Annotated in this window: 16 protein-coding genes; 2 read left to right on the top strand and 14 right to left on the bottom strand. The window is 71.2% G+C overall.

From position 1 onward, the window contains the following. Together ACIQOE_RS13245 and ACIQOE_RS13250 are read right to left on the bottom strand one after the other, a co-directional pair. A complete protein-coding gene (locus ACIQOE_RS13245) occupies window positions 1–864 on the bottom strand; it encodes an ABC transporter permease (protein WP_351326752.1) in 864 nt (287 codons plus the stop codon). Then, window positions 854–1,669 (bottom strand): ABC transporter ATP-binding protein, encoded by an 816-nt coding sequence (locus ACIQOE_RS13250; protein ID WP_351935162.1) that lies wholly within the window; start codon window positions 1,667–1,669, stop codon window positions 854–856. Before ACIQOE_RS13250 ends, ACIQOE_RS13245 begins: the two co-directional genes overlap by 11 nt. A 158-nt stretch (window positions 1,670–1,827) precedes the next feature. On the opposite strand from ACIQOE_RS13250, the gene ACIQOE_RS13255 reads away from it, so the two are divergent. After that, the gene (locus ACIQOE_RS13255) at window positions 1,828–2,520 is read left to right on the top strand and encodes a response regulator (protein ID WP_351326749.1); all 693 of its coding nucleotides are present in this window, start codon (window positions 1,828–1,830) and stop codon (window positions 2,518–2,520) included. Window positions 2,521–2,535: 15 nt separating this feature from the next. Here the strand turns inward: ACIQOE_RS13255 and ACIQOE_RS13260 are convergent, their stop codons facing one another. The 6 genes from ACIQOE_RS13260 to ACIQOE_RS13285 all read right to left on the bottom strand — a co-directional run bounded on the left by ACIQOE_RS13260 (window position 2,536) and on the right by ACIQOE_RS13285 (window position 9,718). Then, window positions 2,536–4,128 carry a cation acetate symporter gene (locus ACIQOE_RS13260; RefSeq protein WP_351326748.1) on the bottom strand — a complete coding sequence of 531 codons (1,593 nt, stop codon included), beginning with the start codon at window positions 4,126–4,128 and terminating at the stop codon, window positions 2,536–2,538. After that, window positions 4,125–4,682 carry a DUF485 domain-containing protein gene (locus ACIQOE_RS13265; RefSeq protein WP_401411437.1) on the bottom strand — a complete coding sequence of 186 codons (558 nt, stop codon included), beginning with the start codon at window positions 4,680–4,682 and terminating at the stop codon, window positions 4,125–4,127. The genes ACIQOE_RS13260 and ACIQOE_RS13265 overlap by 4 nt, the downstream gene beginning before the upstream one ends. Window positions 4,683–4,751: 69 nt before the next feature. Continuing rightward, window positions 4,752–5,429, bottom strand: a complete 678-nt coding sequence (locus ACIQOE_RS13270) for a response regulator transcription factor (protein WP_362644276.1) — start codon at window positions 5,427–5,429, stop codon at window positions 4,752–4,754. Beyond that, window positions 5,426–6,577 carry a histidine kinase gene (locus ACIQOE_RS13275; protein WP_351326743.1) on the bottom strand — a complete coding sequence of 384 codons (1,152 nt, stop codon included), beginning with the start codon at window positions 6,575–6,577 and terminating at the stop codon, window positions 5,426–5,428. Before ACIQOE_RS13275 ends, ACIQOE_RS13270 begins: the two co-directional genes overlap by 4 nt. Beyond that, window positions 6,574–7,107: a DUF1453 domain-containing protein gene (locus ACIQOE_RS13280; RefSeq protein ID WP_351326742.1), complete on the bottom strand. Its 534-nt coding sequence runs from the start codon at window positions 7,105–7,107 to the stop codon at window positions 6,574–6,576. The genes ACIQOE_RS13275 and ACIQOE_RS13280 overlap by 4 nt, the downstream gene beginning before the upstream one ends. 487 nt (window positions 7,108–7,594) lie before the next feature. After that, window positions 7,595–9,718, bottom strand: coding sequence for a DNA topoisomerase IV subunit B (locus ACIQOE_RS13285; protein ID WP_351326740.1), 2,124 nt, complete (start codon window positions 9,716–9,718; stop codon window positions 7,595–7,597). 442 nt (window positions 9,719–10,160) lie between these two features. Here ACIQOE_RS13285 and ACIQOE_RS13290 point away from each other — a divergent pair, with 442 nt between their 5' ends. Further along, complete coding sequence (locus tag ACIQOE_RS13290) at window positions 10,161–10,391, top strand: hypothetical protein (RefSeq protein ID WP_351326738.1); 231 nt, start codon at window positions 10,161–10,163, stop codon at window positions 10,389–10,391. 102 nt (window positions 10,392–10,493) lie between these two features. Here ACIQOE_RS13290 and ACIQOE_RS13295 read toward each other — a convergent pair whose 3' ends face one another. The 6 genes from ACIQOE_RS13295 to ACIQOE_RS13320 form a co-directional block, all read right to left on the bottom strand. Next, on the bottom strand, window positions 10,494–11,360 hold the full coding sequence (locus ACIQOE_RS13295; RefSeq protein WP_399011000.1) for a serine protease: 867 nt from the start codon (window positions 11,358–11,360) through the stop codon (window positions 10,494–10,496). A 121-nt stretch (window positions 11,361–11,481) separates the two neighbouring features. Then, on the bottom strand, window positions 11,482–13,038 hold the full coding sequence (locus ACIQOE_RS13300; RefSeq protein ID WP_401411440.1) for an RNA polymerase sigma factor: 1,557 nt from the start codon (window positions 13,036–13,038) through the stop codon (window positions 11,482–11,484). A gap of 499 nt (window positions 13,039–13,537) precedes the next feature. Further along, window positions 13,538–14,425: a FadR/GntR family transcriptional regulator gene (locus ACIQOE_RS13305; protein WP_351326734.1), complete on the bottom strand. Its 888-nt coding sequence runs from the start codon at window positions 14,423–14,425 to the stop codon at window positions 13,538–13,540. A gap of 162 nt (window positions 14,426–14,587) precedes the next feature. Further along, on the bottom strand, window positions 14,588–17,167 hold the full coding sequence (locus tag ACIQOE_RS13310; RefSeq protein ID WP_401411442.1) for an ATP-binding cassette domain-containing protein: 2,580 nt from the start codon (window positions 17,165–17,167) through the stop codon (window positions 14,588–14,590). Between the two features lie 79 nt (window positions 17,168–17,246). Beyond that, complete coding sequence (locus ACIQOE_RS13315; RefSeq protein ID WP_351326732.1) at window positions 17,247–18,005, bottom strand: NUDIX hydrolase; 759 nt, start codon at window positions 18,003–18,005, stop codon at window positions 17,247–17,249. Between the two features lie 164 nt (window positions 18,006–18,169). After that, window positions 18,170–20,284 carry a glycogen debranching N-terminal domain-containing protein gene (locus ACIQOE_RS13320; protein WP_401411444.1) on the bottom strand — a complete coding sequence of 705 codons (2,115 nt, stop codon included), beginning with the start codon at window positions 20,282–20,284 and terminating at the stop codon, window positions 18,170–18,172. Between the last annotated feature and the right edge of the window lie 264 nt (window positions 20,285–20,548).

A 20,548-nucleotide genomic window follows, 5' to 3' on the forward strand; every position in this document is an offset into this window, starting at 1 on the left:
TCAGCTGTCGGAGTCCGACGGCTTCCAGCGGAAGATGCGGCGCTCGGCGAAGGTGAGCAGCCCCTCGGCGGCGAGCGCGACGACGGCGAGGATGACCATCGCCGCGTACACGCCGGCCGCGTTGAAGGTGCCCTGCGACTGCGCGACGAGCAGGCCGATGCCCTTGGTGGCGCCGATGTACTCGCCGACGATGGCGCCGATCAGGGCGAAACCGAAGCTGACGTGGAGGCTGGTGAAGATCCACGAGGTGGCCGACGGGATGACGACCTGGAGGGTCACCCTGCGGTCGCTGGCGCCGAGGATCCGGGCGTTGGCGACCAGGTTGCGGTCGACCTCGCGGGCGCCCTGGAAGGCGTTGAAGAACACCGGGAAGAAGACCAGGACGACGGCGGAGGCCACCTTGGAGGAGGCGCCGAGCCCGAACCAGATCACGAAGATCGGGGCGAGCACGATCCTGGGGATCGAGTTGAGCACCTTGATGTAGGGGCCGAGGACGTCGGCGAGGAAGGCGATACGGCCCAGGGCGATACCGCAGACCACACCGGCGACGACCCCGATGACCCAGCCGAGCAGCGCCTCGTACAGCGTGTACCAGATCTGCTCGCCCAGGGAGCCGAGGGCGGTGCCGTGGGTCACCCAGGTCCAGACCTGGTCCCAGATCTTCGAGGGCATCGAGAAGTTGAACGGGTCGATCACCTCGGCCCGGGACAGCACCTCCCACAGGCCGAGGACGGCCACCAGGAGCAGCACGCGCACGGCGAACACGACCGCCTTGCGTCTGCGGGCGGCCTGGGCCCGTGACCGGGCGCGGTCCGGGGTCTTGGCCGTGTCGACGACCGGTGTGCTGAGCGTCTCAGGCGACATGGGCGGCACCCCTCTCACGCGTGATGCGGACCTCTTCGCCGAGGGACTCCCAGATCTCGCGGTAGATCTCGATGAACCGCGGCTCCAGACGTACCGACTCGACCTTGCGGGGGCGGGGCAGGTCGATGTCGAAGACCTGCTTGACGGTCGCGGGCCCGGCGGTCATGACGACGACCTTGTCGGCCAGCGCGATGGACTCCTCCAGGTCGTGGGTGACGAACACGACGGAGGCGCCGGTGCCCTCCCACAGTTCCAGGAGTTCGTCCGACATCAGGGCCCGGGTCTGCACGTCGAGCGCGGAGAACGGCTCGTCCATGAGCAGGATCTCGGGGTCGTTGACGAAGGTCGCGGCGAGCGCGACGCGCTTGCGCTGGCCGCCGGAGAGCTGGTGGGGATAACGGTCCTCGAAGGCGGCGAGTCCGACCCGGGCCAGCCACTCGCGGGCCTTCTCCTTCGCCTCCGCCTTGGGCACGCCACGGAAACGGGGCCCGGCCATCACGTTGGACAGCACGGTCCGCCACGGGAAGGTGGCGTCCTGCTGGAAGACGAATCCGACCTTGTCACCGACGCCGGCCACCGGCGCACCGGCCACCAGAACCTCGCCCTGACTGGGCTCCTCCAGACCGCTGACCAGGGTCAGCGTGGTGGACTTGCCGCAACCCGTCGGCCCTACGACGGCCACGAACTCACCACGCCCCACGGTGAGGTCGAGGTCGCGGACCGCCGTGTGCAGACCCCCCGACGGGGTCTTGAAGATCTTGCTGGCGCCCCGCAGCTCGATGGCGGGGCTGGTGTCTGCGTTCATGGGCCGGGACGGTAGGTGTGACCCGGACCACGGCAGCAGTCTTCTGGGCGCAAGCCGTTCTTTTGCTCGCAAGCATCTGTTGTGCTCGTTTTGCGCGCGCTAGAACTGCGCAGACGAAACACGGGCTTAACGCTCGCCGGCCTTGAAGGAGAGGCCTGATGATTGACGTCCTGGTGGTCGACGACGACTTCCGCGTCGCAGAGATAAACGCCAAGTACGTGGGGAAGGTTCCCGGCTTCCGGGTGGCCGCCCGCGCGCACAGTGCCGCCCAGGCCCTCGCCGCGGTGGAACGCGGCACCATCGACCTGGTCCTGCTGGACCACTACCTGCCGGACCGGACCGGCCTCGAACTCGTCCACCTGATGCGGGAACAGGGCCACGGCACCGACGTCATCATGATCACGGCAGCCAGCGACGTGACCACCGTCCAGAAGGCGATGCGGCTGGGCGCCCTGCACTACCTGGTCAAGCCGTTCACCTTCGCGGCCCTGCGCACCCGCCTCGATTCCTACGCGGCCCTGCGCCGCACCGTCGACCGGGTCGGCGGCCGCGGGCTGACCGGCCAGGAACAGGTCGACCGGATCTTCGGCGCCCTGCGCACCTCACCGGCCCCGTCCGCGCCCGGCCTGCCCAGCGGCCACTCCGAACCGACCACCGACCTCATCTGCGGCGTCCTGCACCGCGCCGCGCACCCGCTCTCCGCTCACGAGGTCGCGGCCGAGACCGGCCTGAGCCGGTCCACGGCCCAGCGATACCTCCGTCACCTGGAGCAGGTGGGCCGGCTCCGCCTCTCCCTCAAGTACGGCGACACCGGCCGCCCGGAGCACCGGTACGCCTGGGTGGCGCCGTAGCGGCCGCGCGACGGGTCACACGGCGCCCGCCCCGGTCAGCGAGCGCACCTCGGTCTCGGCCTGCTTGGCCTCGTCCGGTACCTCGTCCGAGGTGACGGTGCCGAGCCAGCCGGCGAGGAAGCCGAGCGGGATGGAGACGATCCCCGGGTTCTGCAACGGGAAGTACTGGAAGTCCACGCCCGGGAACAGCGCTCCGGGACTTCCCGAGACCACCGGGGACAGCACCACCAGTCCCACGGCCGGCACCAGCCCGCCGTATACGGCCCACACCGCGCCGCGGGTCGTGAAACCTCGCCAGAACAGCGAGTACAGCAGCGCGGGCAGGTTCGCCGAGGCGGCCACCGCGAAGGCCAGCCCGACCAGGAAGGCGACGTTCATGTCGCGGGCCAGCAGGCCGAGGGCGATCGCCACCACTCCGATCACGACCGCGGCCTTCCGCGCCACCCCGACCTCGCTGCGCTGCTTGGCGTGCGGCCTGCGCAGCGAGGCGTACAGGTCATGGGCGACCGACGCCGACGAGGCGAGCGTGATCCCGCCGACCACGGCGAGAATCGTCGCGAAAGCGACCGCGGCGACGACCGCGAACAGAATGGTCCCCCCGGTGGAGCCCACGCCGCCGCCCAGATCGAGCGCCAGCAGCGGGACGGCCGTGTTGCCCGCCTCGTTCGACGCACGCACCGCGTCCGGGCCGACCACGGCGGCGGCCCCGAAGCCGAGCACGATCGCCATCAGGTAGAAGCCGCCGATCAGGCCGATCGACCAGACCGTGGAACGCCGGGCCGCACGGGCCGTCGGCACCGTGTAGAAGCGCGACAGGATGTGGGGCAGCCCGGCCGTGCCGAGCACCAGCCCCAGGCCGAGGCTGATGAAGTCCAGGCGTGCGCTCCACCCGCCGCCGTACTTGAGTCCCGGCGCCAGGAACGCCCTGCCGTGTCCGCTGCGGTCCGCCGCGGTGAGCAGCAGCCTGTCGACGTCGCCGTGGAAACGCAGCAGCACCAGCACGGTCAGGGCGACCGTCCCGCCCAGCAGCAGCACCGCCTTGACGATCTGGATCCAGGTGGTCGCCCGCATCCCTCCCAGCGACACGTAGATCACCATCAGCGCGCCGACCCCGATGACCGTCCACACCTGCGCCGCCTCGCTGGTCCGCCCGAGCAGCAGCGCCACCAGGCTTCCCGCGCCGACCATTTGCGCCACCAAATAAAAGACGGACACGGTGATCGAGGAAGTTCCCACCGCGATCCGCACCGGCCGTTCCCGCATCCGGGCCGCGATCACGTCGGCGAGCGTGAACCGTCCGCAGTTGCGCACCAGTTCGGCGACCAGGAACAGCACGACCAACCAGGCCACGAGGAAGCCCACCGCGTACAGCAGGCCGTCGTAGCCGAAGAGCGCGATGAGTCCGGTCACGCCGAGGAAGGAGGCCGCCGACATGTAGTCGCCCGCGATGGCGAAGCCGTTTTCCATCGGGGAGAAGAGCCGGCCGCCGGCGTAGAACTCCTCCGCCGAACCGTGCCGCCGCCGGCTCACCCACGTGGTGATCCCGAGCGTCACCGCGACGAACGCGCTGAACAGCAGAAGGGCCAGGGTCTGGTGATTTCCCGTCATGACACTCCACCCCGGGCGCCCCGGGTCAGCTCCTGGGTGTCCCACCGCAGTTCCAGCGCGGCGCGGTCCCTGCGCAACCGCGCGTGCCGTGAGTAGGCCCAGGCGAGCAGGAACGTGCTGAGGAACTGTCCGAGGCCCGCGACCATCGCCACGTTCACCGCCCCCGCGACGGGCTTGGCCATCAGTCCCGGCGCGGTCGTCGCCGTCACCACGTACCCCACGTACCAGGTGAGGAAGACGACCGTGCCCGGCACCACGAACCTCCGGTAGCGGCTGCGCACCTCCTGGAAGGCCGCACTGCGCTGCACCTCCAGGTACACGTCACGGGCGCGCACCGCGGCGCCCTCCCGCTCGGTCCGCGCGGCCGGCACGGCGGGCACCGGCACCCCCGGACCGTCCGACTCGCCCCAGCCGGAGGCCAACGCGTCGTACCAGGGATCCTCGTACGGGACCTCGCGGGGGGCCGCGCCGAAATCGCCCTGGTCGTGGTCGTGCTCGGCTGAACTCTCGGGACCGCCCCCGCCGTCGCGGTGGCGACCATTGCTTGACTGCATGCCCAAGGATGGACAGACCGGGAAGATCCCCGACACTTCTTCCCGGGGCTCTTCACCCCATCAGGTGACTCAATTCCCTGGTGGGCGCACCAGTCCCTTGCCATAGGCGTAACGCACGGCCTGCGCACGGTCCTTGAGGCCCGTCTTGGCGAACAGGTTGTTGATGTGCGTCTTCACCGTGGCGGTGGAGACATGCAGCCTGCGGGCGATCTCCTGGTTGCTGAGTCCCTCGGCGATCAGCACCAGCACCTCGGTCTCCCGCGCGGTCAGCCCGTCGGGCGCCTCCGTCGCCGCGACCGCCGGTTCGGGCTGCGACAGTCTCTCCAGCAGCCGCCGTTGGATGCTCGGCGACAGCCCGGCGTCTCCCGAGAGCACGCTGTGCACCGCCCGCACGATCTCGTCGCCGCCCGCGTCCTTGGTGAGATAGCCACGGGCACCGGCCTTCAGCGCCGGGAACAGCGACTCGTCGTCCGCGAAGGTGGTCAGCACCACGACCTGCGTCCCCGGATACTCGGACCGGATCCGCCGGGTCGCCTCCACCCCGTCGCAACGCGGCATCCGCAGATCCATCAGCACCACGTCCGGGGCGAGTTCGGCGACCAGCCGCACCGCTTCCTCCCCGTCCCCCGCCGCGCCGACGACCTCCACGCCGGACAGCAGCCCCAGAAGCATCACGATGCCTTCCCTGACCACGGTCTGATCGTCGGCGACCACCACCCGCGCGGTCTTCGTCTCGCCCTCTGTCATACGGGCACCCTCAACGTCACCGCGAACCCCTCGTCCTCACGCCCTGCCTCCAGCGACCCGCCCAGCAACTCCGCCCGCTCCCGCATACCGAGCAGACCGTATCCGCTGCCCGCGCCGGTGAGATCGCCGGGACGGCCGCCCGTGTCCCTGACGTTCAGGGTCACTTCGTGCTCCTGGTAGTCGAGCCGCACCTGGACCTTGGCGCCGTGGGCGTGCTTGCGGACGTTGGTCAGCGCCTCCTGCGCGACGCGTCGTACGGTCTGCGACGCCTCCGCCGGCAAGCCCCTGCGTTCGCCCGTGACGGTGACCTCAGCTCCGTCGGTCGACGCGACGATCTCCGTGAGGAAATCCTCCAGCGGGGTCATCTCGCCGCGCAGGGCGGACAGCGCCTGCCGGGTCTCGGCCAGTCCGTCCCTGGCCATCCCCCGGGCTGCCACCACCCGTTCGAGGATCTGCTCCCGGTCCGCCCCGCGCTCGATCAGCAGCCGCGCCGCCTCCAGGTGCACCATCTGGGCCGAAAGGCTGTGGGCCAGCACATCGTGGATCTCCCGCGCGATCCTGGTCCGCTCCGCGAGCGCAGCCGACTCCGCCTCGGCCGCTCTCGCCGCGCGCTCCTGGGTCAGCATCCGCTGCGCGTGCCCACGGGCCTCGGCATCGAGCCGCATCACGTAACCGGCGAGAGCCAGTCCGACGACCGTGGCCGCGGTGGTCAGCCACACGTCGTTGTTGAAGGCCGAGAACGAGGCCAGCGCCACCGATGTGACGGGTACCGCGACGGCGATCGGCAGCCGCTCCAGGGCGGAGATGCCGCATCCGCACCAGATCACCAGCGCGGGTCCCCGGAATCCGCTGGCCTCCGCCAGGACCGCGATGGCCAGGAGGACGCCGATGAGGACCAGGGAGGGCAGGAGCCGGTGGCTGTATGTGGTCCGGTAGAAGCCCCAGGAGGCCACCGCGGTCACGCCGACACCCGCCACCGCCGCGACGATCTCCCAGCCTCGGACGTGTGATCGGCTGAAAGCACCCCACAGCAGCAGTGCGAGGACCACCAGACGCACGGACCAGGCCAGCATGCGCCGGGGCTGGGAGATCCCCGCGCGGCCCAGCGCCTCGCGCGAGGGCCAGCGCGTCCAGACGTTCTCCGTCACACGCTTTCCTTCCTGGTGACCCGGGCCATGCCGTCACGGTACGCCCGGGCGGGTCCGCTCGCGGGGGTGGCGGAGGGGAGGGACTGCGCACGCCAGACGAGGATGCCGGCGCGGACGAGAAGGGTGACCGCCAGTCCGAGCATGAGGGCCGAGCTGTTCTGGTGGACGCCGATGAGCAGGCCGAGGCCGACGAGACCGACGCGCACGGCTATCCCGAGGAACCAGACCATCGCACTGGCCTTGGTGCTCTTGGTCCAGACAGCCCCGTCGGGCTCCGTCCACACGCGGGTGGTCCAGGCCCACGCGGCGCCCATACCGAGTGCCACCAGCAGTTCCGCACCGAGCAGCAGGGCGGACGCGGTGCGGTGGTGGTTCTCGAGTATGCCGGGGTCGCGCAGCGCGACGACCGCGAGGATCACGGGCAGCAGCCACCAGCGCCGGCCGGTGTCGATCCGGCGGGCGCGGAACTGGCGCACGATCACCACCACGACGACTGCCACGATCAGCAACGCGTTGACGAGCCCGGGCATCAGAGCCTCCGTGAGCGGGAAGGGGCGGCGCCGGGAGCGGGAGCTGCCGACACCACCGACGCTACGGAAACACGCAGGTCAGCAGATCGGAGTGTGGGTGGATCACGGGTGGAATCCAGCGAGCGGAATCCCTCCACCCGCGGGTGGAGAGCCAGGCGCGGAGCTGCACGGAGCCGTACGAGGACGCTGGCTCCGTGCGAGGACGCTGGCTCCGTGCGAGGGCTGCGCGGGCCCGACCCGGCAGGGCCGTGGCCAGATGTGCCACTCAGCGGATGGGCTGCTCATCGGACACCCCATGAGCAGCCCGGCGGGCAGGCGGTCGAGTACCGCCCGGGACACGGTCGTCTGCCGCCCGGGACACGGTTGTCCCACATGGCTCGGGCGGCGCCCGCCCCGTCACGGAGCGCACGCCGCCCTCGTCCCACATGCAGTGCCGACCGGCGTCCCGCCGCCCCGCCCGCCGTCACGGGCCGGACGCGGCGGGCGGCTACGCGTCGATCCGCGACCGGTCCAGCGTCGCCGCCGAGCCGGAGATGAACTCCTTCCGGGGCGCCACGTCGTTGCCCATCAGCAGGTCGAAGACCTGCTCGGCCGCTTCGAGGTCGGAGAGGTTGATCCGGCGCAGGGTGCGGTGGCGCGGGTCCATCGTCGTCTCCGCCAGCTGGTCGGCGTCCATCTCGCCGAGACCCTTGTAGCGCTGGATGGAGTCCTTGTACCGGACGCCCTTGCTCTGGAGCTCCATGAGCTTCTCGCGCAGCTCGCGGTCCGAGTACGTGTACACGTACTTGTCCTGGCCCTTCTTGGGCTGGACGATCTCGATGCGGTGCAGCGGAGGCACCGCGGCGAAGACCCGGCCGGCCTCGACCATGGGCCGCATGTAGCGCTGGAACAGCGTCAGCAGCAGGCAGCGGATGTGGGAGCCGTCCACATCGGCATCGGTCATCATGATGATCTTGCCGTAGCGGGCGGCGTCGATGTCGAAGGTGCGGCCGGAGCCAGCCCCTATGACCTGGATGATCGCGCCGCACTCGGCGTTCTTGAGCATGTCGGTCACCGAGGACCGCTGCACGTTGAGGATCTTGCCCCGGATCGGCAGCAGCGCCTGGAACTCGGAGTTCCGGGCCAGCTTCGCCGTACCGAGCGCGGAGTCCCCCTCGACGATGAAGAGCTCGCTGCGCTCGACGTCGTCGCTGCGGCAGTCGGCGAGCTTGGCCGGCAGGGACGAGGACTCCAGGGCCGTCTTCCGGCGCTGCGCGTCCTTGTGCTGGCGGGCGGCGATGCGGGTCCGGGCGGCCGCGACGACCTTCTCCATGACCACGCGGGCCTGGGCGGCCGAGTCCCGCTTGGTGGAGGTGAGGAACGCCTTCAGTTCCTTGGTGACCACGTTGTTCACGATCCGGCGGGCCGCCGAGGTGCCGAGGACCTCCTTGGTCTGGCCCTCGAACTGCGGCTCGGCGAGGCGGACGGTGACGACGGCGGTCAGGCCCTCCAGGGCGTCGTCCTTGACGATGTCGTCCTCGGCGACGCGGAGCAGCTTCTTGGCGCGCAGCACCTCGTTGAGGGTCTCGCGCACGGACTGCTCGAAGCCCGCCATGTGGGTGCCGCCCTTGGGCGTGGCGATGATGTTGACGAACGACCTGAGGGTCGTGTCGTAGCCGGTGCCCCAGCGCAACGCCACGTCGACGCCGAGTTCGCGGGTGACCTCGGTGGGGGTCATCTGGCCGTGGTCGTCCAGGACCGGGACGGTCTCCTTGAAGGTGCCCTGCCCGGAGAAACGGAGGACGTCGCAGACCGGCCGGTCGGTGGCCAGGTACTCGCAGAATTCACTGATGCCGCCGTCGAAGCGGAAGGATTCCTCGCCCTTGCTGCCGTCCGCGCCGAGACCGTACTCGTCCCGGACGACGATGGTCAGGCCCGGCACCAGGAAGGCGGTCTGGCGGGCCCGCTGGTGGAGGGTCTCCAGGGTGAGTTTGGCGTCCTTGAGGAAGATCTGGCGGTCGGCCCAGTAGCGCACGCGCGTGCCGCTGCGGGTCTTGGGGATCTTCTTGGTCTTGCGCAGCCCGCTCTTGGCCTCGAACTTCGCGTCCGGGCCCTCACCTGCGAAGGCGCCGGGGACGCCGCGGCGGAAGCTGATGGCGTGCACCTGGCCGCCGCGGTCCACCTCGACGTCGAGCCGCGCGGAGAGCGCGTTGACCACCGAGGCGCCGACGCCGTGCAGGCCGCCGGAGGCGGCGTAGGAGCCGCCGCCGAACTTGCCGCCGGCGTGCAGCTTGGTCATCACGACCTCGACGCCGGACAGACCCGTCTTGGGCTCGACGTCCACGGGGATGCCTCGGCCGTTGTCCCGGACCTCGACGGAGCCGTCGTCGTGGAGGATGACCTCGATGTGGTCGCCGTAGCCGCCCAGGGCTTCGTCCACGGCGTTGTCGATGATCTCCCACAGACAGTGCATCAGGCCGCGACTGTCGGTCGAGCCGATGTACATACCGGGGCGCTTGCGCACTGCCTCGAGGCCCTCGAGGACGAGCAGGTGCCGCGCGGTGTAGTTGGAGCCGTCCCGGTCTGCTCCTGCCAGCAGCGCTGTGGACGGCACGGACGTATCGGCGGTCACGCGGTTCGCTCCTCGCTGAATTTCAGTGGAGCCCCTTTTGGGTAAGGGGCCGGCTTCGGTCGCCGTTCAGAGGGTACCGAGGCCTGGTAGAGCCGTTGTAACGCCACCCTCGTCGCGAACTCACAGTAGTCCAGGGTCGCATACGTGTTCGATCCCTCGATGGAGTGAAGTACATATCACGTTCCCTTCGAGGCATGAACCATTTAGGCTCCGGGCACGTCCTCACAAACAACCGGCAACCCGGCCGGGAGGATGAGACCGACCGAACCGCGCGAACCCGTAAGCACCGAAGACGACGCAATACGGCACATTCGCCGCCAACCGGCAGCAGACGGCCACCTCGAAAGAAATTTTTCGAGGAGAAGCCCCGAGCGGGAACGTTTTCGGGCTGGTTGGATGTTGACCCTGGTACGACAGCTCGTCGAGCTAGAGAAGAGGCGACGTGACTACTGTTCTGACCCCCGCGAGCCACCTGACGGCCGCCGATCGCTGCGACCGCTGCGGCGCCCAGGCATACCTGCGCGTCGTGCTGCTCAGCGGCGGAGAACTGCTCTTCTGCGCCCACCACGGACGCAAGTTCGAGCCGGAACTCAAGAAGATCGCCGCTGAGATACAGGACGAGACGGAGCGGCTGACGTCCGTTCCGAACACCGCCTCCGAAGATGAGCGCTGACCTCTCGCACACACGACGAGCCAGCTCCGGCCCAGACCGGTGAACGGGCGGTCGCTCCCCCAGGGGAAGCGGCCGCCCGTCGTCATCTGCCCGCAGCGGCCCTCAGGAGGGCTCCTGCGGGCTTCGCGAGTCGTTGAAGGACCCGTCGGGCCCGAGCGCCCTCACGACCTCGGAGACGCGCGTGTAGACGCCGGGGCTCCCCGGGCGTCCACAGCCGCTGCCCCACGACACGAGCCCGATCAGCCGCCCCTTCGCCACCAGCGGTCCCCCGCTGTCGCCCTGACAGGCGTCGGGGCCGCCCAGCGCCTCTCCGGCGCACACCATCGAATCCCCCCGGTAGGTGCCGTCGGCTCCGCCGGGGTAGGCGCGCTCGCACGTCTCGTCGGGCAGCACGTGGACCTCCGCGGCGTAGAGCCGGCGCGCGTAGTCGCCGCCGCCCGTGATGTCGCCCCAGCCGGAGACCAGGGCGGTGGTGCCCGGCGAGTAGCCGGCGTCGCCATCGGCGGCCATCTTGACCACGGCGTCGGCCGGCAGCTGCCGCGCGAGCGTGAGGACGGCGAAGTCGCCGGTGTTCGCGTCGGCGTCGTACCGCGGATTGACCCGGGCGACGGTCACCGGGATCTCCTGGCCCTGTGTCGACAGCAGGTCCGTGCGGCCCGCGATGACCTTGAGGTCCCGCACCGGGCCGCCGGGCCCTCCGATCACGTCGTCGGCGAGGCAGTGGGCCGCGGTCAGGACCGTGGTCCGGCCGATCGCCACCCCGCCGCAGAACTGGCCCGCCCGGGTACCTCCGAACCGGTCACGACTGGACAGCGCGACCGTCCAGGGAGCCTGCGAGACGTCGACGGGGAACCCGCCGACGACCACGCTGTCGGCAACGGCAGGAGGTGGGCCGGCCAGCGGTATCACGGCGGCGACGGCCGCCAGGACCAGTGGTCGGATCAGGGCCGGGGCAATGGGACGGCGCATGCACGTTCCTCACTCTGAGTGGTGTCAGGACACCCAGAGTCATCCAGCGCAGCGCGGCCCGCAGCCCGAAGGCCCGGCCCCCCATGGGGAGACCGGGCCTTCGACGTCGTACGACCGCGACCTAGTCGAGGTAGTCGCGCAGCACCTGCGAACGCGACGGGTGGCGCAGCTTCGACATGGTCTTGGACTCGATCTGGCGGATGCGCTCACGCGTGACGCCGTAGACCTTGCCGATCTCGTCGAGGGTCTTCGGCTGGCCGTCGGTGAGACCGAACCGCATGGAGACGACTCCGGCCTCGCGCTCGGACAGGGTGTCCAGCACCGAGTGCAGCTGCTCCTGCAGGAGCGTGAAGCTGACGGCGTCGGCGGGGACGACGGCCTCGGAGTCCTCGATGAGGTCACCGAACTCGCTGTCGCCGTCCTCGCCCAGCGGGGTGTGCAGGGAGATGGGCTCACGGCCGTACTTCTGGACCTCGATGACCTTCTCGGGGGTCATGTCGAGTTCCTTGGCCAGCTCCTCCGGGGTGGGCTCGCGGCCCAGGTCCTGGAGCATCTGGCGCTGCACGCGCGCGAGCTTGTTGATGACCTCGACCATGTGCACCGGGATACGGATGGTGCGGGCCTGGTCGGCCATGGCGCGGGTGATCGCCTGGCGGATCCACCAGGTGGCGTACGTGGAGAACTTGTAGCCCTTGGTGTAGTCGAACTTCTCGACCGCGCGGATCAGACCGAGGTTGCCTTCCTGGATGAGGTCCAGGAAGAGCATGCCGCGGCCGGTGTAGCGCTTGGCGAGGGAGACCACCAGACGGAGGTTGGCCTCCAGGAGGTGGTTCTTCGCGCGGCGCCCGTCCTCGGCGATGATCTCCAGCTCGCGCTTGAGCTTGGGCGCGAGCTTGTCGGCGTTGGCCAGCTTGTCCTCGGCGAACAGACCGGCCTCGATGCGCTTGGCGAGCTCGACCTCCTGCTCGGCGTTGAGCAGCGGGACCTTGCCGATCTGCTTGAGGTAGTCCTTGACGGGGTCGGCGGTGGCGCCGGCCGCGGCGACCTGCTGCGCGGGCGCGTCGTCCTCGTCCTCGTCGGACAGGACGAAGCCCGCGCTCTCGGTGCCCTCGGGCTCCTCGGCACCCGCCTTCGCCTCTTCGAGGACCTCGTCCTCGAGAAGCTCGGCGTCGTCCTTCTTTGCGGCGGTCTTCTTCGCCGGCACCGCCTTCTTCGCGGCGGTCGCGGTCTTCTTCGCGGCGGCCTTCTTGGCGGTGGGGGCGGCCTTCTTGGCGGCGGCGGCCCGCTTCATGGGCGCCTCCTCCTCAGCCGGGTCGTCGGCTGCCGAGGGGGACACGGCGGGAGCGGCCGTGGCGGTGGCCTTCCTGGTGGTCACCGCCTTCGCCGCGACGGTCTTGGTGGCGGCGCGCTTGGCCGGACTCTTCGCTGCGACGCTCTTTCGGGTGCGCTTGGGCTCCGCGGCACTGACCATCAGCGTCACACCCTCTTCCTCAAGGATCTGGTTGAGGCTGCGCAGTACGTTCTTCCACTGAGTGGCCGGAATCTGGTCAGCTTCGAAGGCCCGACGCACATCGTCGCCGGCGATCTGCCCCTCAGCCTTTCCCCGCTCAATGAGAGCCATGACAGAGACGGACTCGGCGATCTCCGGCGGGAGCGTACGGGATGTGCTGGCCGACACGAACAACCTCTCGGAACGTTGGAAAACGGCTTCCGGCCCCGTCCTGGACGGACTGGAGCCGACCGCCGGCTTGGGGATGGGCCGACGGCGCGGGCGGGGGGCCGGGAAGATACACAGCGCCATGAATGGCGTCCGTATTCCCTCCGCGGCTGTCACCTATTAGGTCATCGCGCTGTTCGCAAGAGCGTTACGCCCAATCTACGTGGCCCGAGTCACACCCCGTAAGCGTTCAAAAACGGTCAGACATGGACAGAGGTTGTCGTTGATGATCTCTCCGGGCCGTTCGGACGCCTGCTCGCGCACCGTACGACCGCTCCGGAGCCCGCTGTCCCGGACCGCTCGACCGCTCTGGCTTCCGTCCCGCGGGTGCCGCGCCCGTCCCCCCGCCGGACCCCGCCGGAGCCCTGAGGGATCCGGCGGGGTCCGGCGGAAGCGGGATCCCGGGTAGACGGCGCCGCCGGAGCGCGGAGCCGACCGAGTGCACCGCTCTCAGCGCGGGTCAGTGCTCACGCGGGGCGGGAACCACGCGCTCGACCTCGGGGTGGACGGTGAGCAGCTGCCGCATGGCCGACTCGGCCGCCGTGCCGTCGCCGGTGCCGAGCGCGTCGACGATCCGCGCGTGCTGGGCCAGCGAGGTCTCGTTCGGCCGCTCGCAGCCGGTGACGGGGCCGCCGGAGACCTGGAGGGCCGACGTGACGATGCCGGAGAGGTGCTCCAGCATGCGGTTGCCCGCGATCTGGATGAGCATCGAGTGGAACTCGGCGTCCGCGCGCGAGAAGGTCAGGGCGTCGCCCTGCGCCATCGCGTGGCTCATGATCTCGACCATGTCGGACAGGCGCTGCTGGACGTCCTCGCGCCCGTGCCCGGCGGCGAGGCGGGCCGCGAGCGGCTCGATCGTCCAGCGCAGCTCGTTGAGCTCGCGGCGCTGGTCGTCACGCTGCGGTCCGAAGGCCCGCCACTCGATGATGTCGGGGTCCAGGAGGTTCCAGTCACTGACCGGACGCACGCGCGTGCCGACGTTCGGGCGCGCGCTGACCAGGCCCTTCGCCTCCAGGACCCGGAGGGACTCACGGACGACGGTACGGGAGACCTCGAATCGCTGGCCGATCTCCTCGGGCACCAGCGGGCGGTCCGCGCCCAGGTCGCCCGATACGATCATCTGACCGAGCTGTTGGACGAGCTGACCGTGCAGTCCGCGGCCGCGGCTGCCCGCGGCGCGCCGGCCCACACGGCCGAGCTCCGGTTCCGGGCCCTCCCAGGAGGGCGCACCGACCCGATCGGTGACGGGGGCATCCACGTACGGGTAGCGGTCGAGTTCGCCCGGGCCGACCAGACCAGAGTCTGCGGAGCGGGCGGCGGTCATCATGGTGTGCGCAAGGGTACTCACGGATCCTTTGTCGGCGTTGCCTCCAACTCCCTTGAGGTCTTTGGTGAAAAGCACACGAAAGGGTGATCGCTCACCCCATCGCAATTGACGCCTTATCAGAAAGAAATGGACTTTCTTCGGGGAGTTGTGCGCGCGGGAGGATCGGAAGCGCCCGGTCCGTGGTCATCGGAGCCTGGTTCGCAGGGTGGTGCACAGGTAGGCGCAGAGCAGCGCGGCAAGCGACAACGCCATTGCCCCGCCCACGGGTTGGGCCACCACCCGGACCGCCGCGACCAGATATCGCTCACCTCCGAAGGGCCACTGCAGCAGCAACATCTCCCGCATCCGCACCGGGAGTCCGGCCGCCATCCGCACACCTGACCCTTGCAGCGCCTTGTGTACGACGGGCACGACGAGTACGGGTACGGCGAGCACCGCGGCGAGGCCGGCCGTGGTGGACCGGAAGATGCCGGCCGCCAGTACGCCGGCCCAGGCGCAGCCGACGATCAGTCCGAACCAACTTGCGGTCATCGGAAGCCAGTCCGCGGGAACCTTCGCGAGTTCCCCGCCGTAGACGAGATAGAGCATTTCGGCGTCGCAGCCGAGGGTGAGGAACGAGAGCAGTACGGCGGTGGCTCCGGAGACCGTCAGTTTCGCGGTGAGCAGCCCGAGCCGACGGGGCACGGTGCCGCGGTCCGCCGCCAGCGCGGGGTGGCGGAACTCGTCTCCGAAGGCCAGCGCGCCGAGCAGCCCGGCGCCGAGCGCCGCGGGCGGCAGCGGCAGTTCCTGCGGCCAGGCGGCGAACAGCCGGGCCTGCGGGGTGTGCCCGAGCCGGGCGAGCAGCACGGCGATGAGGGCGGACACCATCAGGACGGCACCGCAGGTGACAAAGCCCGCGCCGATACCGGCGGCCCGGCGCAGTTCGTAACGCAGGGGACGGAGCGGTCCGGTGGCGGACCGTACGGCGATGGCCGGCGGGAGCTGGGAGGAGTCGCCCGGCGAGGCGGTCAGGGACCGCCACCCGGACCCGGCCGAAGCGGGGGTGGCCACACCTTCGCCGGTCGATGCCGTCTGCCGGGGCTTCCTGGTGAAGACCTTGGCGATCAGGGCTTCGCGACCGTGCGGCTGTTCGACGGGAGGCCGAGCGGGCCCGGCTTCGGAGGTTTCGGCGGGAGTCGGTGACTGCGAAGAGGCGGAACGGGCGGAGGAACCGTCCTGGAGCGGGCGGAACGACGATCGCGGGGACACCGCGGAGCCCTGCGGTCGGGTGGCCGCGGTGACTCCCGTCTGGTGAGCGGCGGAGACGGCGGCCGTCTGCGCGGCATCGGCGGCGGAGGGCGGCTGGGCGGGGACCGTGGCGGAGATCAGGTCGGGGGCCGAGGCATGGTTCGGGGGTTCGGGTGCCGTGGCCGACCCGGCGGGCGACGACGGTGCGCTCGACGCGGGCCGGGCAGCCGCGGAGGTGCCTGGCATCCGGGCGGCGACGGTGGCGGCCGGGGCCTCGGTGTCGTCGGCGGCGTCCGGACGTTCCGCGCGCGAAGACCCGGTCGCGGCCGCCGTGTCGTCGGCACGTACGACAGTGGTTCCGTGCGGCTGCCGCTCCGCTGCGACGGGGTCCTGCGCAGGATGCGAGGCCGGGTCGCTGCCCGGTTCCTGATCGGTCGTGCACGACGGGCCGACCGGCCTCGGCCCGTTCGACGCCCGAGGCTGCGGGGTGACCGGCGAACCGCCGGTGTCCTGCCGTCGATCGGTGCCGGGCGTCTCCCGTGGATCGGCCGCCCTCTCGCCGGCCGCCCGGCGCCCCTCCATCGCGGCCTGCTCGTCCGCAGCCGACTGCCGCGCGGCAGCCTCCGGTACGGCGTCCGACGGCGGCTCCACTCCCGCGCCCGCACCCATGTCACCCACCTCGTCGGCGAGTTGGTGAACGAGGATGCCGTGGCGGAACGCGGCCTCGCCGACCTCCGCCGTCGTGCTGCCGTACACCGAGAGGCGGTTGCCGCCTTCGCTGACGACCTCCACCGAGCGGTGGGCGGTACGGGCCTCCTTGGTGAGGAGGGCGGCGAGCCGCGCCGCGTGGGGGCTGCGGACCGCCACGCGCGGGCGCAGCCGGGTGCGTGCGAAGTCCGTGGCCTCCTGGTCGGCGACGAGCCTGCCGGCCTTCAGGGTGACCACGCGGTCGGCTGCGCGGGCGGCCTCCTTGGAGTCGGAGGTGGCGAACAGGACCGTGCCTCCCCGCGCGGCGTGCGCCCGGAGCATGCGGTGCAGCCACTGGCCCTCACGGCTGGAGAGGCCCTGCGCGGGTTCGTCCAGGACGAGGGTGTGCGGGTCGGGAAGCAGGGCGCACGCCAGGCCCAGCCGTCGGTCCACGCCGCGCGACAGCGTGCCCAGGCGCTCCTCGCGCAGGCTGACGAGCCCGACCGCTTCGAGTACTTCGTCGGCACGCCTGGCCGGAACTCCGGTCGCCGCGCACAGCATGCGCAGGTGCCCCCGGACGGAGCGGGCCGGATGTCCGGGAACGTCACCGAGGAGAACGCCGACCTCGCGTGAGGGGTGGGCGATGCGGTGCAGGGGACGGCCCTTGAAGTAGGTGAGTCCACGGCCCTGTTGGAGTTCGAGCATCAGTCTGAGCGCCGTGGTCTTTCCCGCGCCTGTCTCGCCCAGGAGTGCGGTGACGCGGCCCGCGCGCGCTTCGAAGGTCACGTCGTCGACGGCGGGCGGGTGCGCCTTGCGGGGATTGCTGGTCAGTCCGAAGGCCTCGATCACCTTAGGGAAGATAGCGTGGAATGACCGTTTTTCCAGTTATAGAGGGGTTTAACTCGGTGGTGTTCGCGCTGTCGGGCGGTCAGACCTCCGGTCGCAGCATCGGCGGGTTGAGGAGAGTCGCACCACCGGCGCGGAAAAGCTGGGCCGGACGGCCTCCCTGACGGGTCGTCGTACCGCCCGTGGGGACGAGGAAGCCGGGGGTTCCCGTCACCTTGCGGTGGAAGTTGCGCGGGTCGAGCGCCACGCCCCACACCGCCTCGTAGACCCGGCGCAGTTCACCGACCGTGAATTCGGACGTGCAGAACGCGGTGGCCAGGGACGAGTATTCAATCTTGGAACGGGCGCGCTCCACCCCGTCGGACAGAATCTGGGCGTGGTCGAAGGCGAGCGGCGCGACGGGCTCACCGTCGCGCTCGTAGCCGGTCTGCGCGAGCAGTTCCTCGACCGGCGCCCAGCGCGCGTTGCTGGCGTCGCCGCCCGCTCGGGGTGCGGGCAGGTCGGGGGCGAGGGCGAGATGGGCGACGCTGACCACCCGCATCCGGGGATCGCGCTTGGGATCGCCGTAGGTCGCCAGCTGTTCCAGATGGGCCCCGCCGTCCTGGGCGGAGGCTTCCGGGTCATGGGCGCGCAGCCCGGTCTCCTCCGCGAGTTCCCGCGCCGCCGCCTGCGAAAGGTCCTCATCGGCCCGTACGAAGCCGCCCGGCAGGGCCCAGCGCCCCTGGAAGGGCTGCTCGCCTCTGCGTACCGCCAGCGCGCACAGGGCGTGGCGGCGCACAGTCAGCACGACCAGGTCCACGGTGACGGCGAAGGGCGGAAAGGCTGACGGGTCGTAGGGCATGCGGTGATCATAGTCGTCTGCCTGACGATAAACACTCCCTTCGCAGCTCGCTTCGACAGCTGATCCACTTCGCTCCGGTATGCCCCGCGCGGTTCGTTCCCGCGGACGTCCGACGCCCGGCCGCCCGCTCGTCGCGGCGGTCGCGTCACACGCTCCGGCCCGGGTCACGCCCCCAACTGCAGGCCGTTCGCGGCCTCCTCGACCATGGCCAGACCGAGTCGGCTGACCCGTATCGAGAACGGTGCGCCGGCCACCCGCAGGCCGGTCAGCCCCAGTTCGCCCAGGGGTGCGCTGCGGACGGGTCGCAGGGTGACGGTCCCGGCCGGGGCATCGGGACGGATGCCGGCGAGCGTGGCGAGGAGCAGCACCCCGGAGGCGGCCGCCGTGGCCGCCGGGCGGCAGGCCGCGGGATGCGGAAGGGGCGCGCTCCCGTCGGTGCGCTGCTCACCGGCGAACATCTCGGGCAGCCGGTGGCCGAAGTGCTCGGCCGCCGCCAGCAGGCCGCGCAGCAGCCCGCCCGCCTCCTTCTCGTAGCCCGCTGCGGCCAGTCCGGCGACGGCGAGTGCCGTCTCCTGGACCCGGACGGCTCCGGACCGGTGGCCGAACGGATTGTGTCCCGTCTCCTTTGCGCCGAGTCCGCGCAGCCCCCATCCCGAGTCCATGGCCGGACTGCCGAGCAGCCGGGCGAGTTGCTCGGTCTGCACCTTGTCGAGCAGGCCGACGGCCGGTGCACCGGCGCCGAGCAGGCCGGTGTCGAGCAGGTGGACGGCGGCGGAGCCCAGGTGGGTCAGGGCCCGGCCGTCCGGTGTCAGCGCCGCCACCGGGCGGCCGCCGCCTGCGTCCGCGTTCCAGAAGTCCTTCCGGAACGCCGCTCTGAGCTCACTCGCCCACTGCCGCAGCCCGGTGCCGCCCGGACGGTCGTACGCGTCGAGGAGGTCCGCGCCGAGCAGCGCGGCCCGGTGGGCGTGGGCCTGGATCTCGCAGCGCACCGGGCCCTCCGGTTGCGGGTCGCCGAGGTAGGTGTGGTCGCCCGCCACGGTGCGCAGCCACGTCAGGCAGCGTTCGGCCGCGGGCAGCAGTTCCCGGATCTCCTGGTCCGGGAGCCCCCAGCGGCGGGCCTCCGCAAGGAGTACGGGGAAGAGCAGCGTGGCCTCCGTGCCCGTGCAGCCAGGGGGCAGATGGGTTCCGGCGTCGCGGCGCGGGCCGGGGATCATTCCGGCCTGCGATTCCGGTCCGCGCAGCTGGGTGCGGGCGAGGGTGCGCAGGGTGCCCGCGGCGAGGCGGGTGCCGAGGGGCAGAGTCATCCGGGCGGCGGCCAGTGCCTCGGCCGGGGCCAGGCCGCAGCGCCAGGGCGCCCCGGCCCCGAGGTAGGTGTCGGAAGGATGGGCGGGGTCGCGGAGCAGCAGTGCCTGAAGATCCTCGATGCCGGTCCTGAGCAGCGCCACGGCTCTCGGGTCGTCACCGGTGGCCCTGGCGGGTGCCAGCGGGCTGGTGGCGGCGCGTCCCACGGCGCGCAGCGGACCTGTGCGGTCCGCACGGACTCGCAGTTCCACGCTCACCGTGCCGCCCGGGGGCAGGTCGAACTCCCAGCGCAGCAGTCCCGCGGAGGCCAGTGCGTCGGCCGGTGACGGGTGCGCCGTGACGGACGACGTGGCGGTGGGCGTGGTCCAGCGCAGTCCGGAGTCGTGGACGCCGGCGGCGACTTCGGGGCCGGAGCTGCCGGAGGCGATGGCACTCAGCTCCGCCAGGTCGGTGCCGAGGGCCACCTCCAGGGGCAGACGCAGGGGGTGTCGCGCGGAGCTGCGCAGGGTGATGCGCTCGGTGCCCTCTGCGTGGCGGACCCGCTCCACGACGACGTCCGGATCCGGGCCTGCCGCCGGAGATACCCGCAGGGCACCTACGAAACGGGCGCTGTCGGCGCCCGTCATGCGCGCCAGCACGGGGAGCGGTTCGCGGCCCGCGACCCGGACCTGGCAGCGTGCGAGCAGTCGCCGGCCGGCCCGGTAGAACCCGTCCAGGCCGCGGCCGTTCAACTGGCCCTGTTCCGTGGAGATGGCGAGGCCGGGCAGCGCGACGCAGATCAGCGCGGCGTGCGTCGGCGGCAGCCCCTCGGCCGGCCCCGGACTCTGGGCACCTGATGGGGATCGCGGAGGTCCGGGTCGAGCCGTGCGGTCGCGCGGCTGTCCCGGCAGACCCTCCGCGACTGGAAATCGCGGCGAGGGGCCGTCTCGGAATCGGTGCGCGTCGTCGGCGACGGAGGACTGAGTCAGGTGCTGCATGGAAGGCTCCTTCCGCGCTCCGTGCGCCCGGGACGTGCCGGGCGACGGGCGGAGGGCTCCGGAGGGACAGGGGACGGGCGGCGGCACGACCCGTCCAGGCGTTCCGCCACTCAGGTGAACGGAGCAGGACTCCTCCTGGTCACGCATCCGCCCGCCGAACCCGGTCGGACGGCGGTGCGAGACCGCACCCGGCTCGTCGCCCCGCCGGCGCCTGCGGGCGCCGAGGACCGACGATCCGCTGCCGGGCCGGCCAAGAGGTGAGCG

The organism is Streptomyces sp. NPDC091282 (genome assembly GCF_044757385.1).
Taxonomy (GTDB): Bacteria; Actinomycetota; Actinomycetes; order Streptomycetales; family Streptomycetaceae; genus Streptomyces; species Streptomyces gramineus.